The 18,014-nt window shown below is 73.0% G+C and carries 17 protein-coding genes and 1 tRNA gene; 8 read left to right on the top strand and 10 right to left on the bottom strand.

Features of this window, described 5'->3' with window-relative positions:
* Both AXF14_RS00755 and AXF14_RS00750 read right to left on the bottom strand, forming a co-directional pair.
* Positions 1-924: a thiamine biosynthesis protein ThiF gene (locus tag AXF14_RS00755; protein WP_067939134.1), complete on the bottom strand. Its 924-nt coding sequence runs from the start codon at positions 922-924 to the stop codon at positions 1-3.
* A 105-nt stretch (positions 925-1,029) separates the two neighbouring features.
* On the bottom strand, positions 1,030-2,412 hold the full coding sequence (locus tag AXF14_RS00750) for a YlbL family protein (protein WP_067939129.1): 1,383 nt from the start codon (positions 2,410-2,412) through the stop codon (positions 1,030-1,032).
* A gap of 162 nt (positions 2,413-2,574) precedes the next feature.
* Between AXF14_RS00750 and AXF14_RS00745 the strand changes: the two genes are divergently transcribed.
* Positions 2,575-4,080 (top strand): zinc-dependent metalloprotease, encoded by a 1,506-nt coding sequence (locus tag AXF14_RS00745; RefSeq protein ID WP_067939126.1) that lies wholly within the window; start codon positions 2,575-2,577, stop codon positions 4,078-4,080.
* Between the two features lie 110 nt (positions 4,081-4,190).
* Here AXF14_RS00745 and AXF14_RS00740 read toward each other — a convergent pair whose 3' ends face one another.
* Positions 4,191-4,790, bottom strand: a complete 600-nt coding sequence (locus AXF14_RS00740; RefSeq protein WP_067939123.1) for a PPA1309 family protein — start codon at positions 4,788-4,790, stop codon at positions 4,191-4,193.
* A gap of 226 nt (positions 4,791-5,016) precedes the next feature.
* Between AXF14_RS00740 and AXF14_RS00735 the strand changes: the two genes are divergently transcribed.
* The 3 genes from AXF14_RS00735 to AXF14_RS00725 all read left to right on the top strand — a co-directional run bounded on the left by AXF14_RS00735 (position 5,017) and on the right by AXF14_RS00725 (position 9,742).
* Positions 5,017-8,508 carry a UPF0182 family membrane protein gene (locus AXF14_RS00735; protein ID WP_084355242.1) on the top strand — a complete coding sequence of 1,164 codons (3,492 nt, stop codon included), beginning with the start codon at positions 5,017-5,019 and terminating at the stop codon, positions 8,506-8,508.
* A gap of 237 nt (positions 8,509-8,745) precedes the next feature.
* Positions 8,746-8,819, top strand: a tRNA-Met gene (locus AXF14_RS00730).
* 122 nt (positions 8,820-8,941) lie between these two features.
* The gene (locus AXF14_RS00725) at positions 8,942-9,742 is read left to right on the top strand and encodes a hypothetical protein (RefSeq protein ID WP_067939120.1); all 801 of its coding nucleotides are present in this window, start codon (positions 8,942-8,944) and stop codon (positions 9,740-9,742) included.
* A 69-nt stretch (positions 9,743-9,811) separates the two neighbouring features.
* Here AXF14_RS00725 and AXF14_RS00720 read toward each other — a convergent pair whose 3' ends face one another.
* Positions 9,812-10,507, bottom strand: coding sequence for an NADP-dependent oxidoreductase (locus AXF14_RS00720; protein ID WP_067939117.1), 696 nt, complete (start codon positions 10,505-10,507; stop codon positions 9,812-9,814).
* Between the two features lie 131 nt (positions 10,508-10,638).
* On the opposite strand from AXF14_RS00720, the gene AXF14_RS00715 reads away from it, so the two are divergent.
* Positions 10,639-10,872, top strand: coding sequence for a ribbon-helix-helix domain-containing protein (locus tag AXF14_RS00715; protein ID WP_067939113.1), 234 nt, complete (start codon positions 10,639-10,641; stop codon positions 10,870-10,872).
* Positions 10,873-10,875: 3 nt separating this feature from the next.
* Complete coding sequence (locus AXF14_RS00710) at positions 10,876-11,193, top strand: type II toxin-antitoxin system PemK/MazF family toxin (RefSeq protein ID WP_067939109.1); 318 nt, start codon at positions 10,876-10,878, stop codon at positions 11,191-11,193.
* Between the two features lie 10 nt (positions 11,194-11,203).
* Here AXF14_RS00710 and AXF14_RS00705 read toward each other — a convergent pair whose 3' ends face one another.
* The 3 genes from AXF14_RS00705 to AXF14_RS00695 are packed head-to-tail and all read right to left on the bottom strand — an operon-like array spanning position 11,204 to position 13,744.
* Positions 11,204-12,100, bottom strand: a complete 897-nt coding sequence (locus AXF14_RS00705; protein ID WP_150118373.1) for a hypothetical protein — start codon at positions 12,098-12,100, stop codon at positions 11,204-11,206.
* Positions 12,087-12,845 carry an ABC transporter permease gene (locus AXF14_RS00700; protein WP_067939102.1) on the bottom strand — a complete coding sequence of 253 codons (759 nt, stop codon included), beginning with the start codon at positions 12,843-12,845 and terminating at the stop codon, positions 12,087-12,089. Before AXF14_RS00700 ends, AXF14_RS00705 begins: the two co-directional genes overlap by 14 nt.
* On the bottom strand, positions 12,842-13,744 hold the full coding sequence (locus AXF14_RS00695) for an ABC transporter ATP-binding protein (protein ID WP_067939099.1): 903 nt from the start codon (positions 13,742-13,744) through the stop codon (positions 12,842-12,844). Before AXF14_RS00695 ends, AXF14_RS00700 begins: the two co-directional genes overlap by 4 nt.
* Positions 13,745-13,799: 55 nt before the next feature.
* Between AXF14_RS00695 and AXF14_RS00690 the strand changes: the two genes are divergently transcribed.
* Positions 13,800-15,110 carry a hypothetical protein gene (locus tag AXF14_RS00690; protein WP_067939096.1) on the top strand — a complete coding sequence of 437 codons (1,311 nt, stop codon included), beginning with the start codon at positions 13,800-13,802 and terminating at the stop codon, positions 15,108-15,110.
* Here AXF14_RS00690 and AXF14_RS00685 read toward each other — a convergent pair.
* From AXF14_RS00685 to AXF14_RS14055, 3 genes are all read right to left on the bottom strand, one after another.
* Positions 15,102-15,482: an MFS transporter gene (locus tag AXF14_RS00685; protein ID WP_067939093.1), complete on the bottom strand. Its 381-nt coding sequence runs from the start codon at positions 15,480-15,482 to the stop codon at positions 15,102-15,104. The genes AXF14_RS00690 and AXF14_RS00685 overlap by 9 nt on opposite strands.
* 3 nt (positions 15,483-15,485) lie before the next feature.
* Positions 15,486-16,016 (bottom strand): MFS transporter, encoded by a 531-nt coding sequence (locus tag AXF14_RS00680; RefSeq protein ID WP_257721782.1) that lies wholly within the window; start codon positions 16,014-16,016, stop codon positions 15,486-15,488.
* A 120-nt stretch (positions 16,017-16,136) separates the two neighbouring features.
* A complete protein-coding gene (locus AXF14_RS14055; protein WP_211260109.1) occupies positions 16,137-16,379 on the bottom strand; it encodes a hypothetical protein in 243 nt (80 codons plus the stop codon).
* Between the two features lie 836 nt (positions 16,380-17,215).
* Here AXF14_RS14055 and AXF14_RS00670 point away from each other — a divergent pair.
* Complete coding sequence (locus AXF14_RS00670) at positions 17,216-17,956, top strand: hypothetical protein (protein WP_067939087.1); 741 nt, start codon at positions 17,216-17,218, stop codon at positions 17,954-17,956.
* Positions 17,957-18,014 lie beyond the last annotated feature (58 nt).

The following is an 18,014-nucleotide window of genomic DNA, read 5'->3' as shown; positions in this document are numbered from 1 at the left end:
TCAGGAGTCGGCGACCTCGAGCCCCGAGGAGCAGAGGCACTCGGGGTGCGGATCCCACTCCCGCTCGAGGCCGACGGCGTCGCGTCCGCTGATCTCGATGCTCCGACCCCACCACGGCTCGCCCAGCAGGGCGTCCAGCACCGCCCTCGAGGCCAGGGCCGCCGACTGGTGGAGGAGCAGCCGCTCGGTCGGCGGCGCGGGCGTCATCCGCAGCTGCGTCGCCACCGCCGGCCAGGCCGGGTCCGCGTCCCGCTCCGCCAGGTCGAGGCAGACGTGGCACACCGGAGCGCCCGGGCCCAGGACCGGGCCCACGCGCACGCTCGCCGCCCGGATCGTCACCGGGAGCTGGGGCGCGCCCGCCTGCGCGAGAGCCCGCGCCCGCACCGGATCGATGACGTGCGCCTCCAGAGTGACGACCAGGTCGGGGACCGTCGCCGCCGGCGCGCGGACCGCGAGCCCCGGCCGGTGCTCCTCGAGCCACGCCGCCAGCGGCGGGTCGTGCGCGAGGACCGAGCCGACCCCGGCCTCCTCCAGCAGGCAGGCCACCTCGAGCGCGAGGTCCCCGGAGCCGATGAGACCGACGACGGCTTCCGTGAGTGACCGGCTCCGCGCCCTCGGCTCCTCGCACAGGAGGTCCCAGTAGCGCTCGTCGGCGGTCCGCGGGGTCTCCGAGCGCGTGAGGGCTCCGGAGCTCTCGAGGTCGGCGACGAGGTGCTCGGCGTCCTCGAGGGCGAGCCCCGCCCAGCGGGCGGCGAGCCGCACCCAGCCGGGACCGGCGTCGGCCTCCTCCACGGGCAGCCGGTCGAGGAAGCGCTGCGCAGGACCGTCGAGACCGTCGACGACGAGCGCGAGGCCGGGCTCCGAGCCGACCTGGCTCGAGCCCTCGGAGCGCCACAGGACGGGGGACTGGCCTCTCAGACGCACGGGAACCTCCCGGCCGCCGGGTCGGGGGAGCGGGGAGGCGGCCGCTGTGAGCCTCGCACCCGGGTGGCGCCGTGCGCGAGGGGCCGACCAGCGCCTGTGGAGAACTCAGCGCGTCGCGGACGCGCCGGCGCTTGGCGACGCCGTCCCGCTCGCCTCCGCCTGGACCGCCTCGCAGGTCTGAAGACCCGAGGTCTTGCCGTCGGCGATCGCCTCGACCGTCTCGACGGCCTCGTGGAGCGTGGAGACGGCGTAGACGCTCATGCCGTCCGGCTCGTGGCCGACGACCTCGTCGCAGTTGGAGGCCGGGGACAGGAAGTAGTCCGAGCCCGAGGCCCTCGCGCCGGCCATCTTCTGCTGGATGCCGCCGATCGCGCCGACCTCGCCGGACACGCTGATCGTGCCGGTGCCCGCGATGTCCTTGCCGCCGGTGAGGTCGCCCGGGGTCACCTCGTCGATGATCCCGAGGGCGAACATGGTGCCGGCGCTCGGTCCGCCGACGTCGGAGAGGCCGAAGGTCGCGTCGACGTCGGAGTCAGCCCGCACGGACAGGGCCACGCCCAGCATCGAGCCGCTCGTCTGCTCGCCGCTCGACGGGGCGAGGGTGGTGAGCGCCGCCGAGGTCGCCTTCCCGTCGCGGGTGACCCCGACGGTGACCTTCGTGCCCTCGGAAATCGTCTGCATGAGGTCGTGCAGCTGCGCGTAGGTGGTGATCGTCGTCGTCGCCCCGCCGTCGGGGGTGACGGAGGTGATGACGTCGCCGGTCTTGAGGCCGGAGTCCTTCTGCCCGTCCGCGACCTGCGCGATGGTGAGGACCATCGACTTGGCGAGCCCGGTCTCCATGAGGGCCGCGACGACGGCGGAGTCCTGCGAGCTCGTCATCTCGGCCTGGTTGACGGCGTCGACCTGCTCGGCGGTCATCGAGGAGGGGCAGACGGCGTCGCGGTCCAGGACCCTGCGGTCGGAGTGCAGCCACGCGCCGATGAGGTCGAAGGCCGTGACCTTGTACCCGGGGCAGCCCATGACGGAGACGGTCGTCATCCGCAGGGCGCCGTCGGCGGCGTAGGTGCGCGTGCCCGTCACCGAGAGGATCGCGGAGGAATCGGAGGCCGAGGCGCTCGCGGAGGAGCCCGACGAGGCGGTGCCCGAGGCGCTGCTCGAGGCCGTCCCCGTCGAGGACGCGCTCGTGCCTCCCGAGCTCGTCGAGCCCTCCAGGACGTTCCACGTCGGGCCGGGCGCCTCGATGACCTTGTTGATCGGCACCGTCGCGCCGGCCACGGCCAGGGACGCGACCGCGACCCCTGCGCCGAGGGCGGTCAGCTGCCGACGGCGGTGCCGGCGCAGCGATCCGCGCCCGGTCACCGCGCCGTCGGCGGACGCGGAGTCGGCGGACGCGGAGTCGGCCGCGGCGCCCTCGGCCGGGTCACCGCTCCCCGTGGCGTCACCGGGCTGCTGGTCGGGGCTGGGGCTGTGCTGCGTCACGGGGGACATTGTGGGGCACCCTCCGTCCTGAGCCCGCAGCCGGTCCGCGCGCCGCACCCGCTCCCGGGCGTCGCACGGCTCCCGCTCAGGAATGCGTGGCACGATCCTCCTGTTCCCTGAGGGACCCGGACGACCGGGCGCCCCACCAGACCCCGAGGCCCGGGAGGACCCATGAGCGAGGACCCCTTCGACGAGATCGAGGAGCTGCTCTCCTCGATGTTCGGCCCCCAGATGGCGGGTGACGCCGTCGACGCCCTGCGCTCCTCCGGCGTCGACCCCAGCCAGCTCGCCCGCATGAGTGGGATGGGCGACCTGTCCGAGCTGAGCCCCGGCCAGCTCATGGCGATGCGCGCCCAGCTCCAGCAGCTGTTCGCAGCCTCCTCCGACGAGCCCGTCAACTGGCAGATGGGGCAGGACCTCGTCCTCCAGACCGCCCGCGCCACCGGCGACCCGACCATCACCTCCGGGTCCGCCGACCAGGTCCGCCAGGCCCTGTCCGTGGCGGACCTCTGGCTCGACACTGCCACCGACCTCATGCCGGCCCCGGGCGGGCGCGAGGCCTGGAGCCGCTCCACGTGGGTCGAGCGCACCCTGCCCGTGTGGAAGGAGGTCGTCGCCCCGGTCGCCGAGGCGGCGACGACAGCCCTGGCCGGCGCGCTCGAGCGCCAGATGAAGCAGCTCCCGCCGGAGATGGCGCAGGCCACCCAGCAGATGGGCGCCCTGTCGAAGATCATGCGGTCCATGGCGGGCACGGCCTTCGGGCTCCAGCTCGGTCAGGCCATCGGACAGCTCGGCGGCGAGTCCGTCTCCGCCACCGACGTCGGCCTGCCCCTCACCCGTGAGCCGGGCACGGCGCTCGTTCCCGCCAACGTCACGGCCTTCGCGGAGGGGCTTGAGGCCGACGAGGACCAGGTCCGCATGTTCCTCGCCGTGCGCGAGGCCGCCGCCGCCCGCCTCTACGCCCACGTGCCGTGGCTGCGCAGCCAGCTCATGGCGGCCGTGGAGACCTACGCCCGCGAGATCACCATCGACACCGACGCCGTCGAGGAGGCCGTCGCCCAGGTCGACCCCAACGACCCCGAGGCCCTGCGCGCGGCCCTCGAGGGCGGCATGTTCGCCCCGCAGGAGACCGAGGCCCAGGCCGAGGCCCTCGAGCGGCTCGAGACGCTGCTCGCGCTCGTCGAGGGCTGGGTCGAGGTCGTCACCGCCCGCGCCACGATCCCGCACCTGCCCCGGGCCGTCGCCCTGCGCGAGATGGTGCGCCGTCGCCGTCTCCAGGGCGGCGCCGCCGAGCAGGTCTTCGCCCGCCTCATCGGCCTCGAGTTCCGCCCGCGCCTCGTGCGCGAGGCGGCTCAGCTCTGGGAGACGATCGGTGCGGAGGTCGGGGACGCCGAGCGCGACGCCTTCTGGCAGCACCCCGACGTCATGCCGACGCCGTCCGAGCTCGCCAACCCGGAAGACTTCCTCGCGATGCGGCGCGCCGCGCAGGACCTCGACTCCGAGATCGACGACGACCTCGCCTCGCTCCTGGACGGCACCCTTGGCTACGCCGACGGCGCCCAGGAGGCCGACGAGAACAGCCCCGAGGGCCTCGGGGACGCCGCCGCCGACGGTGCCTCCTCGGATGAGGACGGCGACGCGGACGACGAGGGCGGGAGCCCGGCGCCCACCGTCTGATCGCACGGGCCGAGCCCGCCTGACGCGAACGGCCGCCCGGCGCTCCTCGAGGAGGAGCGTCGGGCGGCCGTTCGTCGTGCCGGGGCGCGGGGGACGCACCCCGCCGGGACTCAGAGCAGGGTGGCGCGCAGGGCGTTGATGAGCCCCGGGACGAGCGTGTCGCCCTGGGCGACGGAGCGCTCGTGGTCCTTGGAGCGGGCGCGGATCGCGCACCAGGACTCGCCCGAGCGAAGGACGCCGACGACGATCCGGACGTCGTCGCGGTCGGCGCGGCTCTGGAGGTAGGCGACGCGCTCCTCGGGGGCCTCGATGGCGGCGGCCTCCGCCTCGGCCTGGGCGGGGAGGGTGACCCGTTCGACGGACAGGGCGACGCCGTCGACGGACTCCGGCCAGGCGAGCTGGGCGAGGAGGTCCTCGAGGTCGGCCGCGCCGGGCAGGTCCTCCTGCTCGATGACGGTGAGGGACTCGGGGTCCTTCCGCGCCGCGGCGAGGGCCTCGTCGTCGAGGATCTCCGCGATGGCGGGGTCGGTCTCGAGGGCCGCGGCCGTGCGCACGAGGGCGAAGACGCCGACGGGGGCGTCCCAGCCGAGCCCCGAGACGTGCTCCTCGAGCTCGACGACGGCGCGCGCGAGGGCGCTCTCTCGCGCGCCTCGCGGCTTGGAGCGGGGCGCGGGCTGGGCGGCGGAGGAGTCGGGGCTCTGGGGGCTCATGCCGTCATCCTCACCCGTGCCGGGGTGCGGCGGGTCCCGCCACGCGCCCCGTGCGGGTGCTCGCGTTGCGCCCGCCGTGAACCGCCCGCGCGGCCCCGCGCCGGGAAGCGGATGGCTTTTGGGTGGCTGTCGTGACCTGTGGGACGATAGCGCGACCGGCGCCCCGGTGCCGGTGATGACACGGTGCGTGCCCCGCGCACCGGCCCTAGCACGGAGCGAGATCGTGATGAACAGGCCCGACGACGAGCCCATCGACCAGCCCGACGACGCCGCGGGGGAGCACTCCTCCGACGACGCCACGAGCCGTGAGGACCGTGTGCGCGGAGGCTTCTTCCAGTCCGACGCCGGCCGGTCGCCCGAGCGGCCCGCCAGCGACTCGGGTGAGCACGGCAGCGCGGAGCGCGCAGACCGCGCTGAGCGCGCTGAGCGCGCGGACCGGAGCGAGGACTCCGGCCGCACCGGACGCGACGGGCGCTCCGCCCGCCGCGGCGCCGACGACGCCGGCGAGGACAACCCCTTCGCCTTCGACCCCGCCGCGGTCTTCGGCATGGGGCGCGGCGCAGGCCGATCCAACCCCTTCGAGGGCGTGCGCGAGCGCGCCGACGCCGCCCGCGCCGTGCGGGCCGCCTCCGGCCGGGGCGGCAACGGCGCCGGCGGGCGCGGCGGCCACGGCGGCGGAGGCGATCGCGGCGGGGCCGGTGCCCGAGCCGAGCGCGGACGCCCCGGGCCCCTCGCCCTCACCATCGGGATCCTCGTCGCCCTCGCCCTCGTCATCGGCTTCCTGTCGAACACGTGGACCGAGGTCCTCTGGTTCAACCAGCTCGGCTTCTCGCGCATCATCTGGACCGAGTGGATCTCGAAGACGGTGCTCTTCGTCGTCGGCTTCGCCCTCATGTTCGCCGCCGTCTTCCTCGCGATGTCCCGCGCCTACAAGGACCGCGAGATCCACCTGCCCGACGACGAGGCCGGCCGCAACCTCGAGTCCTACCGCACCGCCATCGAGCCGATGCGCCGCGTCCTGCTCTGGGGCCTGCCGGCGCTGCTCGCGCTGCTCGGCGCCGCCTGGGAGCTCGTCCCGAGCTGGCGCGAGATCCTCCTGGCGATGCACTCGCAGTCCTTCGGCGTGAAGGACCCGCAGTTCGGCATCGACGTCTCCTTCTACGTCTTCATCCTCCCGGTGCTCCGGACGCTCGTCGGCTACCTCTCGCGCGTCATCGTCTTCGCCGGCGTGGCCAGCCTCGTGACCCACTACCTCTACGGCGGGGTCTCCGTGTCCCGGCGCCCGCACTTCACTCGCCCGGCGCGGCGGCACCTGGCGGTCTTCCTCGCCACCTTCTCCGTCCTCCAGGCGGGCGGCTACTGGCTGAGCCGCTACTCGGCCCTGTACTCCTCGAACTCGAAGTTCGACGGCGCCGGCTACGCGGACGTCAAGGCCGTCATCCCCGCCAACGCGATCCTCGCCGCCATCGGCCTGGCCATCGCCGTCCTCTTCGTCGTCTCCATCCGGGCGCGCTCCTGGAAGCTGCCGGTGACCGGCGTCGTCGTCTCGATCGTCTCCGCGATCGTCATCGGCTCGGTCTACCCGGCGGTCATCCAGAAGTTCGTCGTCGACCCCAACGCCCAGTCCGCCGAGTCGCCGTACATCTCGCGCAACATCAAGGCGACGCTGGCCGCCTACGGCCTCGACGACGTCGACACGACGAGCTACAACGCCAAAACCACGGCCGAGGCGGGCCAGCTCAAGGAGGACGCCGAGTCGACGACGTCGATCCGCCTCCTCGACCCCAACCTCGTCTCCTCGACCTTCCGCCAGCTGCAGCAGAACAAGCAGTACTACTCCTTCGCGAACAACCTCAACGTCGACCGCTACGACGTCGAGGACTCCTCGCGCGACACCGTCATCGCGGTGCGCGAGCTCAGCCTCGACGGCCTCGACTCCGGGCAGCGCACCTGGGTCAACGAGCACACCGTCTACACGCACGGCTACGGCGTCGTCACCGCCTACGGCAACACCGTGGCGTCCGGCGGCTACCCCTCCTTCTGGGAGGGCGGCATCCCCTCGCAGGGCGACCTCGGCACCTACGAGCCGCGCATCTACTTCGGCCAGGACTCGCCGTCCTACTCGATCGTCGGCGGCGACGACGGCGGCAGCCCCCGCGAGCTCGACTACCCCGACGACTCCTCCAAGTCCGGTCAGGTCAACACGACCTTCACCGGTGACGGCGGCCCGTCGATCTCCAACCCCTGGAACCGCCTCCTCTACGCGGCCAAGTTCCAGGAGATGAACATCCTGTTCTCCAACGAGGTCCGCTCCGGCTCGCAGATCCTCTACGACCGCGACCCCGCCGAGCGCGTCGCCAAGGTCGCCCCGTGGCTGACCCTGGACGGCAACCCGTACCCGGCCGTCGTCGACACGGACGGCAACTCCAAGACCCCGAAGCGGGTCGTCTGGATCCTCGACGGCTACACGACGACGAACAACTACCCGTACTCGCAGCACGAGTCCCTCTCCGACGTCACGGCCGACGGCACCAACCAGGAGTCCACGCTGCTGGGCGCCCCGGACGAGTCGAACTACGTGCGCAACTCCGTCAAGGCCGTCGTCGACGCCTACGACGGCTCCGTCACGCTCTACCAGTGGGACGACGAGGACCCGGTCCTCAAGGCCTGGTCCGCGGTCTTCCCCGGCACCATCACCCCGATGAGCGAGATGAGCGCCGACCTCATGGCGCACATGCGCTACCCGGAGGACCTCTTCAAGGCCCAGCGCACGATCCTCGCGAAGTACCACGTCACCAACGCCGCAGACTTCTACTCGGGCGGTGACTTCTGGAAGGTCCCGGACGACCCGACGAAGTCCGGCAACGAGCCGCAGGCGCCGTACTACCTCACGCTCAAGATGCCGGACCAGGACCAGGCGAGCTTCTCCCTGTCCAGCGTCTACATCATCGGCGGCAACACCGACAGGAACGTCCTCACGGGCTTCCTCGCGGTCGACTCCGAGACCTCCTCGGGCAAGGCCGGCGTGCGGAACCCGGACTACGGCAAGCTGCGGCTCCTCGAGCTGCCGCGCTCCTCGAACGTCTCCGGACCCGGACAGGTGCAGAACACCTTCGACTCCGACCCGACGGCGTCCCAGACCCTCAACCTGCTGAGCCAGCAGGGCTCCCAGGTCATCAAGGGCAACCTCCTGACCCTGCCGGTCGGCGGCGGCCTGCTCTACGTGCAGCCCGTGTACGTCCAGTCCTCCTCGGGCACGCAGTACCCCCTGCTGCGCAAGGTGCTCGTCTCCTTCGGCGACAAGGTCGGCTTCGACGACACGCTCTCCGGGGCCCTCAACCAGGTCTTCGGCGGTGACTCCGGTGCGACCACCGGTGAGGAGGTCGTCAACGGCGACGCCGCGGCGGCCAACGGCACCTCGGACGCGGAGGCCGCGGCGGCCGGCGCGGTGGGCGACACCTCCGGGACGGCGGCGCCCACGGACGCGGCGACGGCGCAGTCCAGCGCCACCGCGGCCCCGAGCGCTGCGGCCACGGCGGCACCGTCCGGTGACGCGCAGGCCCAGCTCGACCAGGCCCTGTCCGACGCGCAGACCGCGATGGACGACTCGAACACGGCCCGCGAGAAGGGCGACTGGGCTGCCTACGGCGAGGCGCAGAAGCGCCTCGACGACGCCGTCCAGCGGGCCGTGGACGCGCAGAACCAGCTCAAGAAGTGAGTGAGCGGTGACCGGCGGGCGTCGGGGGAGCGGGTGCTCCTCCGGCGCCCGCCGCCTCGTTGCCGACCACGACAGAAGGTGACCTCCTCGGCAGACTGCGGCGCCGTCGGCGTCGTGGTCTGCCGAGGAGGTCATGGTTCGCGCGACGATGGCACTGTCGCTCCGCGCGGGTGAGCAAGGGCACGCTCCCTCGGTTTGAAGTCCGGGCGGGCGGGCGACTAGTGTTCACATCACCGACGCGGGGTGGAGCAGTTCGGTAGCTCGCCGGGCTCATAACCCGGAGGTCGCAGGTTCGAATCCTGCCCCCGCTACTAGCACCGCAGAGGTACACGAAGCCCGGTCCCGGAAGGGACCGGGCTTCCTCGTTGTTCGGGGGCGCCCATGTCCCGGCCCGCGGCTAGGGTGGGCGGGTACCCCCGCAGGAAGGACCGCCATGAGCGACGTCGCGAACGAGCACGAGGACGAGCTCTGGGCGCGCTTCGAGGCCGACGGCCGCCGCCACGCCTTCATCAGTCGCATCGGCGCCAACGCCGCCGTCGTCCGCTGCTGGCCGGAGGAGGCGACCTCCGCGATCGCCCGCATCGCCCAGGACGCCGGCTTCGGCGTCACCGGCAGCGGCAATGATCCCTCCTACGCCATCTACTTCGAGCCCGAGGACTTCCCCGACGAGCGGCTCGCGGACCTCGCCGACGTGCTCAGCGCCCGCGGCGTCCGGGGCCTCGCCCACGTCCTCGCCCACGGCGAGGTGCTCGGCGAGCACGTCGACGTCTTCCGGCGCATCGACTCGCGGGTCAACGACGTCGCCGACGGCGTCGTGCTCGGGCGGCTCCTCATGGGACCGCGCTCGGAGAGCCGCCACCGTGACGTCGACGGCTGGTTCCTCGGCGCCCCCGAGGACCTGCTGCGGCTCGAGGCCCGCCTCGCCGAGCGCTTCGAGGTCGACCGCGCCGAGTCCACCGCCGGCCTCGACGCCCTCCACCTCACCACCGTCGTCCTCGACGAGGAGGCCGAGGACGAGGCGGTCGACGCGCTCGGCGCCACGGCGAGCCCCGTCGAGGAGCTGACGATGTCGCACCTCATCGACGACGTGGCCGACGCCCTCGACGACGTCGGGATCACCGGCCCCTTCGAGGTCATCGACGTCTTCCCAGCCGACGAGGACGAGGACGGGGAGACCGGGGACGAAGCCGACGACGAGGACGACATCGATCCGGACGAGTTCCTCGAGGGCTGACGCCCGGTCCTGAGCGCACGGAGGGTTGGCCCGTCACCGGACCCGCCCTCCGTCGTGCGCTGCGCGAGATCAGCGCGCGGTCGTGAGCACGATCTTGCCGGTCGTGTGCCCACCCTCGACGGTGCGGTGCGCCTCGGCGGCCGCCGTGAGGTCGAAGGCCTGGGAGATGAGCGGCGTGATCTCACCGCGCTCGGCCAGCTCGGTGACCGCCTCGAGCCACTCGCGCTGGGTGCGGACGTGGGTGGAGGACAGGCGTACGCCCGCCTCCTCCGCCTCCGGCTGCAGGTCCGTGGCGCCGAGGCCGAGGCCGACGAGCTCGCCGCCGCGGCGCACCGCGCGCAGGGCGGTCTCGCGCGACGGTGCGGCCAGGCTGAAGGCCATGTCGACGGTGCCGGCCAGGGCGGCGACGGCCGCGTCGTCGTGGTAGTCGAGGGTCTCGTCGGCGCCGATGGAGCGGAGCCACTCGTGCTTGCCGGTGCTCGCCAGGGCGGTCACGTGCGCGCCGAGGGCGCGGGCGATCTGGACGGCCATGTGCCCGACACCGCCGCCGGCGCCAGTGACGAGGACGCGGTCCCCGGCCGAGACGTGCGTCGTGTCCGCGAGGGCCTGCCAGGCGGTCGTCGCCGCCATCGGGAAGGCACCCGCCTGCTCGTCCGTGAACCGCTCGGGCCCGACGATGAGGTCGACGGCGGTGAGCGGCTCGGACTCCATGAGCTCGAGGACCTCCGGCCCGCCGAAGGACTTCTGGACGATGCGACGGGTCATGATGTGCTCCTTGGTCAGGGGACGGCTGGGAGCATCGTCGCACCGGGGCTCCTGCGTGCCTCGCCGTGTCCGCTGCCGGCGGTACGACCCGTCGCATCCCGAAACGGGATTCGCTGGGATATGCTGCACCCATGACCGTTCAGATCGCCGTCCGCCTGCCCGATGACGTCGTCGGCTTCCTCGACGAGGCCGTGGCCGCCGGTGACGCCCCCAGCCGCGCCTCAATCGTGACCGAGGCGCTCGAGCGCGAGATGCGCCGTCGGGCTGCTGAGCGCGACGCCGAGCTCCTTCGTGAGAAGGGCACCGGCGATGACCTCGACGGGCTCGTAGCCTGGACCGGAGCCCAGCCGATGATCGAGGACTGACCAGTGAGGGAGGTCTGCCTCGCCCGCCTCGACAAGACGCGGCCCGTCGTCGTCCTCACTCGCGAGCCGGCGCGACCGGCCATGACGAAGGTGACCGTCGCGCCGATCACCTCGACCATCAAGGGGCTCTCGAGCGAGGTCCCGGTCGGCCCGCTCAACGGTCTCGACCATGACTCCGTCATCAGTCTCGACAACGTCCTCACGATCCCGGCGTCTGCGCTCGGGAGGAGCCTCGGCGTGCTCACCACTGAGCAGGAGCGGGCGCTCGCGCGAGCAATCGTGCTCGCCTACGACCTCGACCTGCCGCTCATGAGCATCTGAGCTCCACCGCTCACGCGGTGAAGGCGCCCCGTCCGGTGACCCGCCCGCGGTGGTCGAACCATCGGTACACGACCAGCCCGGTGACGCCCCAGCCGACCCCGACCGCGAGCTCCAGGCCGAGCTGAGCGAGCCACGTGCCCGCCGGTGCGCCCGCCACGACGTCCCGTATCGCGAGCACGCTGTGGTGCAGCGGCATCACCTGGGCGACGTCGTCGAGCACCGGATTGATGGTCGTCGGGAAGACTGCTCCGCTGCAGATGGTGACCACCGCAGCCACCGTGTTGTGCACGAGGTTCTGGTAGTCGTTCCCGATCGCCGGCGCCGTCGCCGTCAGCCCGACGACGATCGCGCTCGGGATCGTGACGGTCAGCAGAGGGAGGGCGAGCAGCACCCGGCCGATGACCGCCCAGTCGCCCGTCGCCGCTCCGACGACGCCGCCCAGGACCACCGCCGTCACGAGCACCGCAAGGGCCGCGCTCGCGCCGTCGGCCACCGCCCGGCCGGTGTACTGGATGAACGCGGGCAGGGCCCCGCGCCGCACCTGGTGGTAGCGGTGGAGGGCGGCGTCCTCGACCGGGATATCGGAGACCGCCGAGAGGCAGTCTCCGCGCACGGCCAGGACGACGCAGCCGACGTACGCGAAGACCATGCCGCGATCGCCGCCGCCGAGCAGCCCGATGAGGACGTACACGACCAGGCCGAGGACCGTCGGAACGAGGTGCCCGAGCAGGTAGACCGGCAGCGGCCACATCACTCGGTGCTCGAGGACGCCCACGCGGGCGTTGGCCCGCCACAGCGCGGCGCGCTCAGCCCTCGAGGACGCAGGCCGTGAGGTGGGACGAGGCCGGCTCCGTTGAACGCGCGTCGACGGCGAGCCGATGGCGGGAGAGAGGTCAGACGAGGTCAAGGGTGCCCTCCTTGCGGGCCCGGTCGATCATGATGTGGACGGCGCGCGCGCCGATGAGCGCGTAGACCGCGGAGATCCCGACGCCGACGGCGAGGTGCGCCCAGGTCGTCGCGCTGAGGGTGGAGACGAGGAAGCGCTGCAGCCAGGAGAGGTTGATGAACCAGCCGAGCCACGAGACCCAGCGCGGAAGCAGCGACAGCGGGATGAGCGTGCCGCCGAGCAGCATGACCGGCGTGCCGAGCGCGGTCGTCAGCTGGAAGGCGTACCGGCTCAGCATGAGGACCGCCCCGATCATGAGGCTGGAGGCGACGCCGCACACGATGACGGCCACGATCCCGACGCCGAACGCGACGGGGTCCGGCACGACCAGCGGCAGGTGCACGACCAGGCAGAACACGGTCTGCGCGATGAGGATGAGGCCCGTGTCGTAGAGGACGCCGCCGAGGGTCTTGCCCACGAGGACGGCGACGGGGGAGGGGCGGCCCGTGAAGGATGGTGCGAGCGTGCCGCCCCAGCGCTCCCGGCGAAGGATCCCGGCGCCGCTCCACAGGGAGGCCGCCCAGAGCGACGCCAGCAGTGAGCCGGTGAAGGCGCTCGTCGCAGCCTCCGGCGTCATCGACTCCAGCCTCGGCGCCGTCAGGAGCGTCATGTAGAGGACAGGGGTGACGAGCCCGGAGGCGAGGTTCATCGGACGGGTCATGACGATGCGCGTCTGGTTGCGCATCGCCGCGGTGAAGGCGCTCATCGGCTGCTCCTCGCCGCTGCCTCGAAGGCGTCCTCCAAGGAGGTCGGCCGCACGTCAAGGCTGACGAGCTCGGTCCCGGCGAGGCGGTCGCGGATACCGTCGAGCGCCGCGAGGGACCACGACTCCACCGGGATCTCGATGGGCTCGGCACCGGCGGTCCGCGCGGTGACGACTGCCTCGACGCCGGTGAGGCGCCGGAACTCCGCGAGCGGGAGGTCGTGGGTGAAGCGGCCGTTCGCGATCATGATGACGCGCTGCGCGAGGCGCTCGACGTCGAGGAGGTTGTGGCTCGTGAGCAGGACGGTCGTGCCCTCGCCCGCCATCTCGGCGACCGTGGTGCGCACGTGCTCCGACTCGATCGGGTCGAGACCGACCGTCGGCTCGTCGAGCATGAGGACCGCGGGACGCACGAGAAGGCCGACGGCGACGTGGAGGCGCTGGCGCATCCCCTTGGAGTAGGTCTCCACGCGCCGGTGCGCCGCCTCGCCGAGACCGACGTGCTCGAGCAGCCCGGGGACGCGCCGCCGCAGCTCGCGGGAGCCGACTCCGTTGAGGGCCCCGAAGTAGCGCAGGTTCTCGACCGCGTCGAGCATCCCGTACAGCCCGCGGTCGCCGCCGAAGACAGACGTCGACGCGGCGCGAGCAGCCCGGGCGTCGGTGACGACGTCGTGGCCGAGGATCCGGGCTCGCCCTCCCGTCGGGTGCAGAAGGGTCGAGAGGATCTTCGTGAGCGTTGTCTTGCCGGCGCCGTTGCGCCCGAGGAGGGCGACCGTCTGCCCCTGGGGGATCGTGGCGCTCACGCCGTCGAGGGCGCTGACGGTTCCGCGATGGTGGTTCTCGCGGGTCGTGAAGGTCCGGGAGACGGCGTCGAGCTCGATCGCCGGGAGGTCGGGAGTCATGGCGGCAGCCTCTGTGAGCCGGCGGCGCGAGGGTACTGATGTAGCGTTCTGCTCCATGGGGGAGCTCCGGGCGGTCAACGGGCTGACCAACGTGCGCTTCGCACCGAACCCGCTCTCCGAGCTCGCGCTCTCGACGATGATCGTCCGCTACCCGGAGCGGCACCCCTTCCACGAGGCCTGGTACCGCGACACGGCTGAGGGACGGGCGAGCGTCGGTGAGGACCGCGTCCTCTCCCTCATCAACGAGCGCAAGGACGTCCCCGACGTCCTCCTGCGACCGGCCGGCGTACGCGCCACGACCTTCGCCGAGGAGCTGCGTCGTGTCGGCGAGGTCCCCGCCGCACGCTGGCGCGAGGACCTCGAGTACGGCTGGCCCGATGGTCTTCCCACGGAGCTGGGGCGCAGCGACGACGACGTTCGGCGGCGCGCGCTCGAGATCCTCGACGAGTACTGGGACGCCTGCATGGCTCGGTGGTGGAAGGGCTTCAAGACGGTCCTCGACGCCGATGTCACCTTCCGCGCCCACGAACTCGCCACGCTCGGCCCGGCGGCCGCGATCAAGGGCGTCGAGGAGAAGACCGTCATCGAGGGACGGGACGTCGTCCTCCCGTTCCGCGGGGAGTACGAGCACGCGTGGGACGTCTCGCGCACGCCGCTGACCTTCCTGCCGACGCTCGTGAAGTGGAACCACAACGTCCCCAACCGCGACGTCGCCGACCTCGTCATCTCCTACCGGGCGCGCGGACGAGGACGCCTGTCCTTCTCTGAGCCCGACGCCGCCCCGGGCCTGACTGGGGTGCTCGGCGCCACCCGGACCAGGCTCCTGCTGAGCCTCGACGAGCCCGCCTCCTCGACCGCCATCGCCCTGTTCATGGGCGTGACGACGAGCGCAGCCAACCAGCACCTGCGCGCGCTCGCGGCCGCCGGTCTCCTCGACGCCGCGCGCTTCGGCCGCTACGTCCTCTACTCCCGCAGCACGATCGCTGACGAGCTCATCGGCGCCTCCCGCCGACGAGGCCTCGGGCCGACGCCCTCAGCCCGCGTCCCCGATCTCCGCCCAGGTCGACCACTCGTCGGGGGTGGGCAGCGTCCGCAGCTCGCGCACGAGGAGGATCGGCAGGCAGCTCAGCGCGATGAGCGCGCTGCCCAGCCAGACCGCGGCGTCCCCGCCCCAGTCGGCGAGGACCATGCCCGCCAAGAACGGCCCGAGCGGGCGCAGCACGCCGTAGACGAGGCCGCTCGCGCCGAAGAAGCGCCCCTGGAACCCGTTGGGGGCCACGTGCGAGAAGTAGCCGATGACGCCGGAGTTGTTCGTCGGCATGAGGACCATCCCGGCGGCGAAGAGCGCCCCGACGACCTACGGTGAGCCCGACAGCGCTGTGAGCGCGAAGAGCGCTCCGAGGACTGTCGACGTCACCACGGAGAACACGCCGGTGCGGACCCGGTTGACGACGCGCACGGCGATCGTCGCCCCGAGCAGCCCTCCGACGGCGGCGATCGTGTCCACCATGCCGATCTGGGCCGTCGGGAGGCCGCGGTCGGCGAGTCGCAGGGCGGTCGCCGTCGTCACCGTGGACACGCCCAGGTTGAAGGTGGCGGACCGGACGAGGAAGGCCATGAGCGTCGTGTGCCGGCCCAGGAAGGCGAAGCCCTCACCCATCTCGTGCCAGAAGGGCCGTCGCTCCCGCTCCGGCGCCGTGAGCGGGTGCCTCACGAGGAGGACCGACGCGGCGGCCACGACCTAGCTCACGGCGTCGGCGAGGAACGGGATCCCGTAGCCGAGCGGGATGAGGCCGCCTCCCGCGGGCGGGGCGACGAGCGAGACGGCGTCGGCGCGCCCGCTGGCGTAGGCGGAGGCCTGGGCGCGCTGCGAGCCGGGCACCACGGTGCGGACCGCGGCCGACAGCGCGGGCGAGACGACGGTGCTGCTCATCCCGGAGAGGAGGGCGATGACGAGCAGGAGCGGGCCGGTGAGCGCGTGGGCGAGACCCGCGACGGCGAGGGCGCCGAAGAGCATCGCCCCGACGAGGTTCCCGGCGACGATCATGCGGCGCCGCGAGACCCGGTCCGCGAGGACGCCCGTGAACGGGCCCACGAGGAAGGCGCCGAGCGCGCCCGCCCCTCCGACGAGGCCCGCCGTGCGCGCCGAGCCGGTGACGGCGAGGGTGACGAGCTTGAAGGCGAGCGTCGACATGGACGAGCCGAGCGCGGAGGCGAGCTGCCCCGTCCACAGGGCCATGAAGGCGCGGTTCCGGTACCTCGACGTCGTCAGGGGAGGGGAGCTCGGCCGGCACGGGGCACCTCAGGGGAGAGCGGGCGGGACCGGGAGAGCGTACGAGGGCGGTCGGACACGAATCCGACCCTCTTATCGAGGGAGCCCCGGAGACGAGGCTCAGCCCATCTCGTGGAGTCGGCCCTCGCGGGCGGCGCGCAGGTACACGCTCGCCCAGGACCGGAAGGGCCGCCAGGCCTGCGCCACCGCCGTCAGGCTCGCGCTCGCCCCGTAGCGCTCCGTGATCTCCTGCTCGAGTCGCGGCTCCGCGCGCGGCAGCCAGTCGGTCGCGTTGCAGCCGCGGACGAGGATGAGGTCGGCGGCGAAGGGGACCGATCCCCAGGATCGCCTGCACCTCCTCACGCGCCGTCTCCTCCGTGAGCGCGCGCAGCCGGGGCCCGTCGAGGACACCCTCGAAGGCCGCCTCGGCCACCGCCGCGAGGTACTCCGCCTTTCGGCCCGGCAGCGTGAGCCGCCCCGACTCGAGCGCGCCGAGGAGTGCCCCGGGGGAGGGGAACACCCGTCCTCGCCGTGGCTCGTGACGATCCCGCGGCGCAGCGCCGCCGCGACGGGCACGCGCACCCGCTGGGAGAGGACGGCCCTGCAGGTGGCCTCGTAGGGGGAGTGGAAGCCGCAGGGCCGGAACCCCGGCAGGGTCCGCTGCGCCTCACCGACGACGGCGTCCCGCTCGCCCACCTCCGGCCAGGCGGTCGCGTCGACGTCGAGCGCGAGGAAGCGCGCCGCCTGCTCGGCGGCGGATCGAGGTCGCCGTCGCCGGTCACCTCGATCCGCGCCGTCGTCCGCTCCTGGGTGACGAGAGCCGTCGCCGCCCTCCAGTCCGTCTCGCAGACGAAGGCGGTGGCCAGGGCGTCCGGACCGGGGCCCGCGCCGAGGCGGTTGGGGGTGAAGCCGGCCCAGAAGACCTTGCTCGTCGCCAGCGACCAGGGGCCGAGCACCTCGCGGGTGAGGGCGTGCGTGCTCGTCATGCCCGAAGCCTCGCACCATCGCACCCGCCAGGACCCGACGGCATCGCGGCGCGCCCTCGGACGTGCCGCTCGTGACAGACGCGGTCGGCGCCCCTCGCCGTGACCTCCGCCGGGCGCGCCCCGGACGCGGCGCGTCGTGCCGCCGATCCCCGGGCGTCGACCTAACGTCTGCCCTGTCCCGCCAGCCCAGCCAGACCGAGAACGCACGCCCCCATGACAGCTCCCACCGCCGACCCGAGGTCCGAGTCCGCCCCGGCCGCCGAGGCCCCGCAGACGCCGGCCCCGCGCGCCCGCGACTGGGTCGCCATGCTGGCCCCGATCGCCGCAGGCATCGTCGCCGTCCCCGGCTCCGTCTCCGCCCTCGAGGCCTTCCGCGAGGGACGCAGCCTCCTCTTCTTCTGGGGCCAGCTCGCTGCGCTCGGCGTCCTGGCCGTCATGATCATCACGACCGTCGTCCTCTTCGGCCGGATCCTGCGCCACCGCGGCGCCTTCGTCACCTGCTTCATCCTCGGCATGCTCGTCATGGTGGGCCTCGCGGTCTCGCTGCACACCGTCGCCTTCCGGGTCCCGCCGGTCGTCGGCGGAGGCGTCGACGTCCTCCTGCTCATCTGGTCCGTCATCGGGATGCGCCGTCTGCGCGGGGCCGGGCAGGCCCCGGCCGCCGAGCCCGCCGCCCCCGACGACGACGGGGCCGAGGTCGCGGCGGACGGCGCCCCTCCGTCGGAGCCCGGGACGGATCCGGGCACCGCGGACGATGCGGTCGAGCAGGCTGAGCCCGCCCCCGAGCTGCCGGCCAGCTACCCGCCGCCGACGCCCGTCGAGGACGACTCCGAGACCGCGCTCCAGCGCGCCGAGCGCCACGCCCGCTGGGCCGTGTGGCGCCTGCGCCTCCTCGACTGGATCTTCGTCATCCTCGCCGTCGTCGGCTGCCTCCTCACCGTCCTCGGGTACTGAGCCCACCGACGCAGCTCCCTGGCCGCGCCGCGCCGATAGGATTCGGGCACCCGAGGGA

Source organism: Actinomyces radicidentis, from assembly GCF_001553565.1.
In the GTDB taxonomy this organism is placed as follows: Bacteria; Actinomycetota; Actinomycetes; order Actinomycetales; family Actinomycetaceae; genus Actinomyces; species Actinomyces radicidentis.
Note: the sequence above shows the minus strand (reverse complement) of the source record. Positions and strands in the feature narration are given on the sequence as shown.

What these genes read in the sequence shown, in the direction of transcription:
- AXF14_RS00750 (WP_067939129.1), bottom strand. Translation starts at nt 2,412, where the DNA reads ATGTCCCCCGTGACGCAGCACAGCCCCAGCCCCGACCAGCAGCCCGGT.
- AXF14_RS00745 (WP_067939126.1), top strand. Translation starts at nt 2,575, where the DNA reads ATGAGCGAGGACCCCTTCGACGAGATCGAGGAGCTGCTCTCCTCGATG.
- AXF14_RS00740 (WP_067939123.1), bottom strand. Translation starts at nt 4,790, where the DNA reads ATGAGCCCCCAGAGCCCCGACTCCTCCGCCGCCCAGCCCGCGCCCCGC.
- AXF14_RS00735 (WP_084355242.1), top strand. Translation starts at nt 5,017, where the DNA reads ATGAACAGGCCCGACGACGAGCCCATCGACCAGCCCGACGACGCCGCG.
- AXF14_RS00725 (WP_067939120.1), top strand. Translation starts at nt 8,942, where the DNA reads ATGAGCGACGTCGCGAACGAGCACGAGGACGAGCTCTGGGCGCGCTTC.
- AXF14_RS00720 (WP_067939117.1), bottom strand. Translation starts at nt 10,507, where the DNA reads ATGACCCGTCGCATCGTCCAGAAGTCCTTCGGCGGGCCGGAGGTCCTC.
- AXF14_RS00715 (WP_067939113.1), top strand. Translation starts at nt 10,639, where the DNA reads ATGACCGTTCAGATCGCCGTCCGCCTGCCCGATGACGTCGTCGGCTTC.
- AXF14_RS00700 (WP_067939102.1), bottom strand. Translation starts at nt 12,845, where the DNA reads ATGAGCGCCTTCACCGCGGCGATGCGCAACCAGACGCGCATCGTCATG.
- AXF14_RS00695 (WP_067939099.1), bottom strand. Translation starts at nt 13,744, where the DNA reads ATGACTCCCGACCTCCCGGCGATCGAGCTCGACGCCGTCTCCCGGACC.
- AXF14_RS00690 (WP_067939096.1), top strand. Translation starts at nt 13,800, where the DNA reads ATGGGGGAGCTCCGGGCGGTCAACGGGCTGACCAACGTGCGCTTCGCA.
- AXF14_RS00670 (WP_067939087.1), top strand. Translation starts at nt 17,216, where the DNA reads ATGACAGCTCCCACCGCCGACCCGAGGTCCGAGTCCGCCCCGGCCGCC.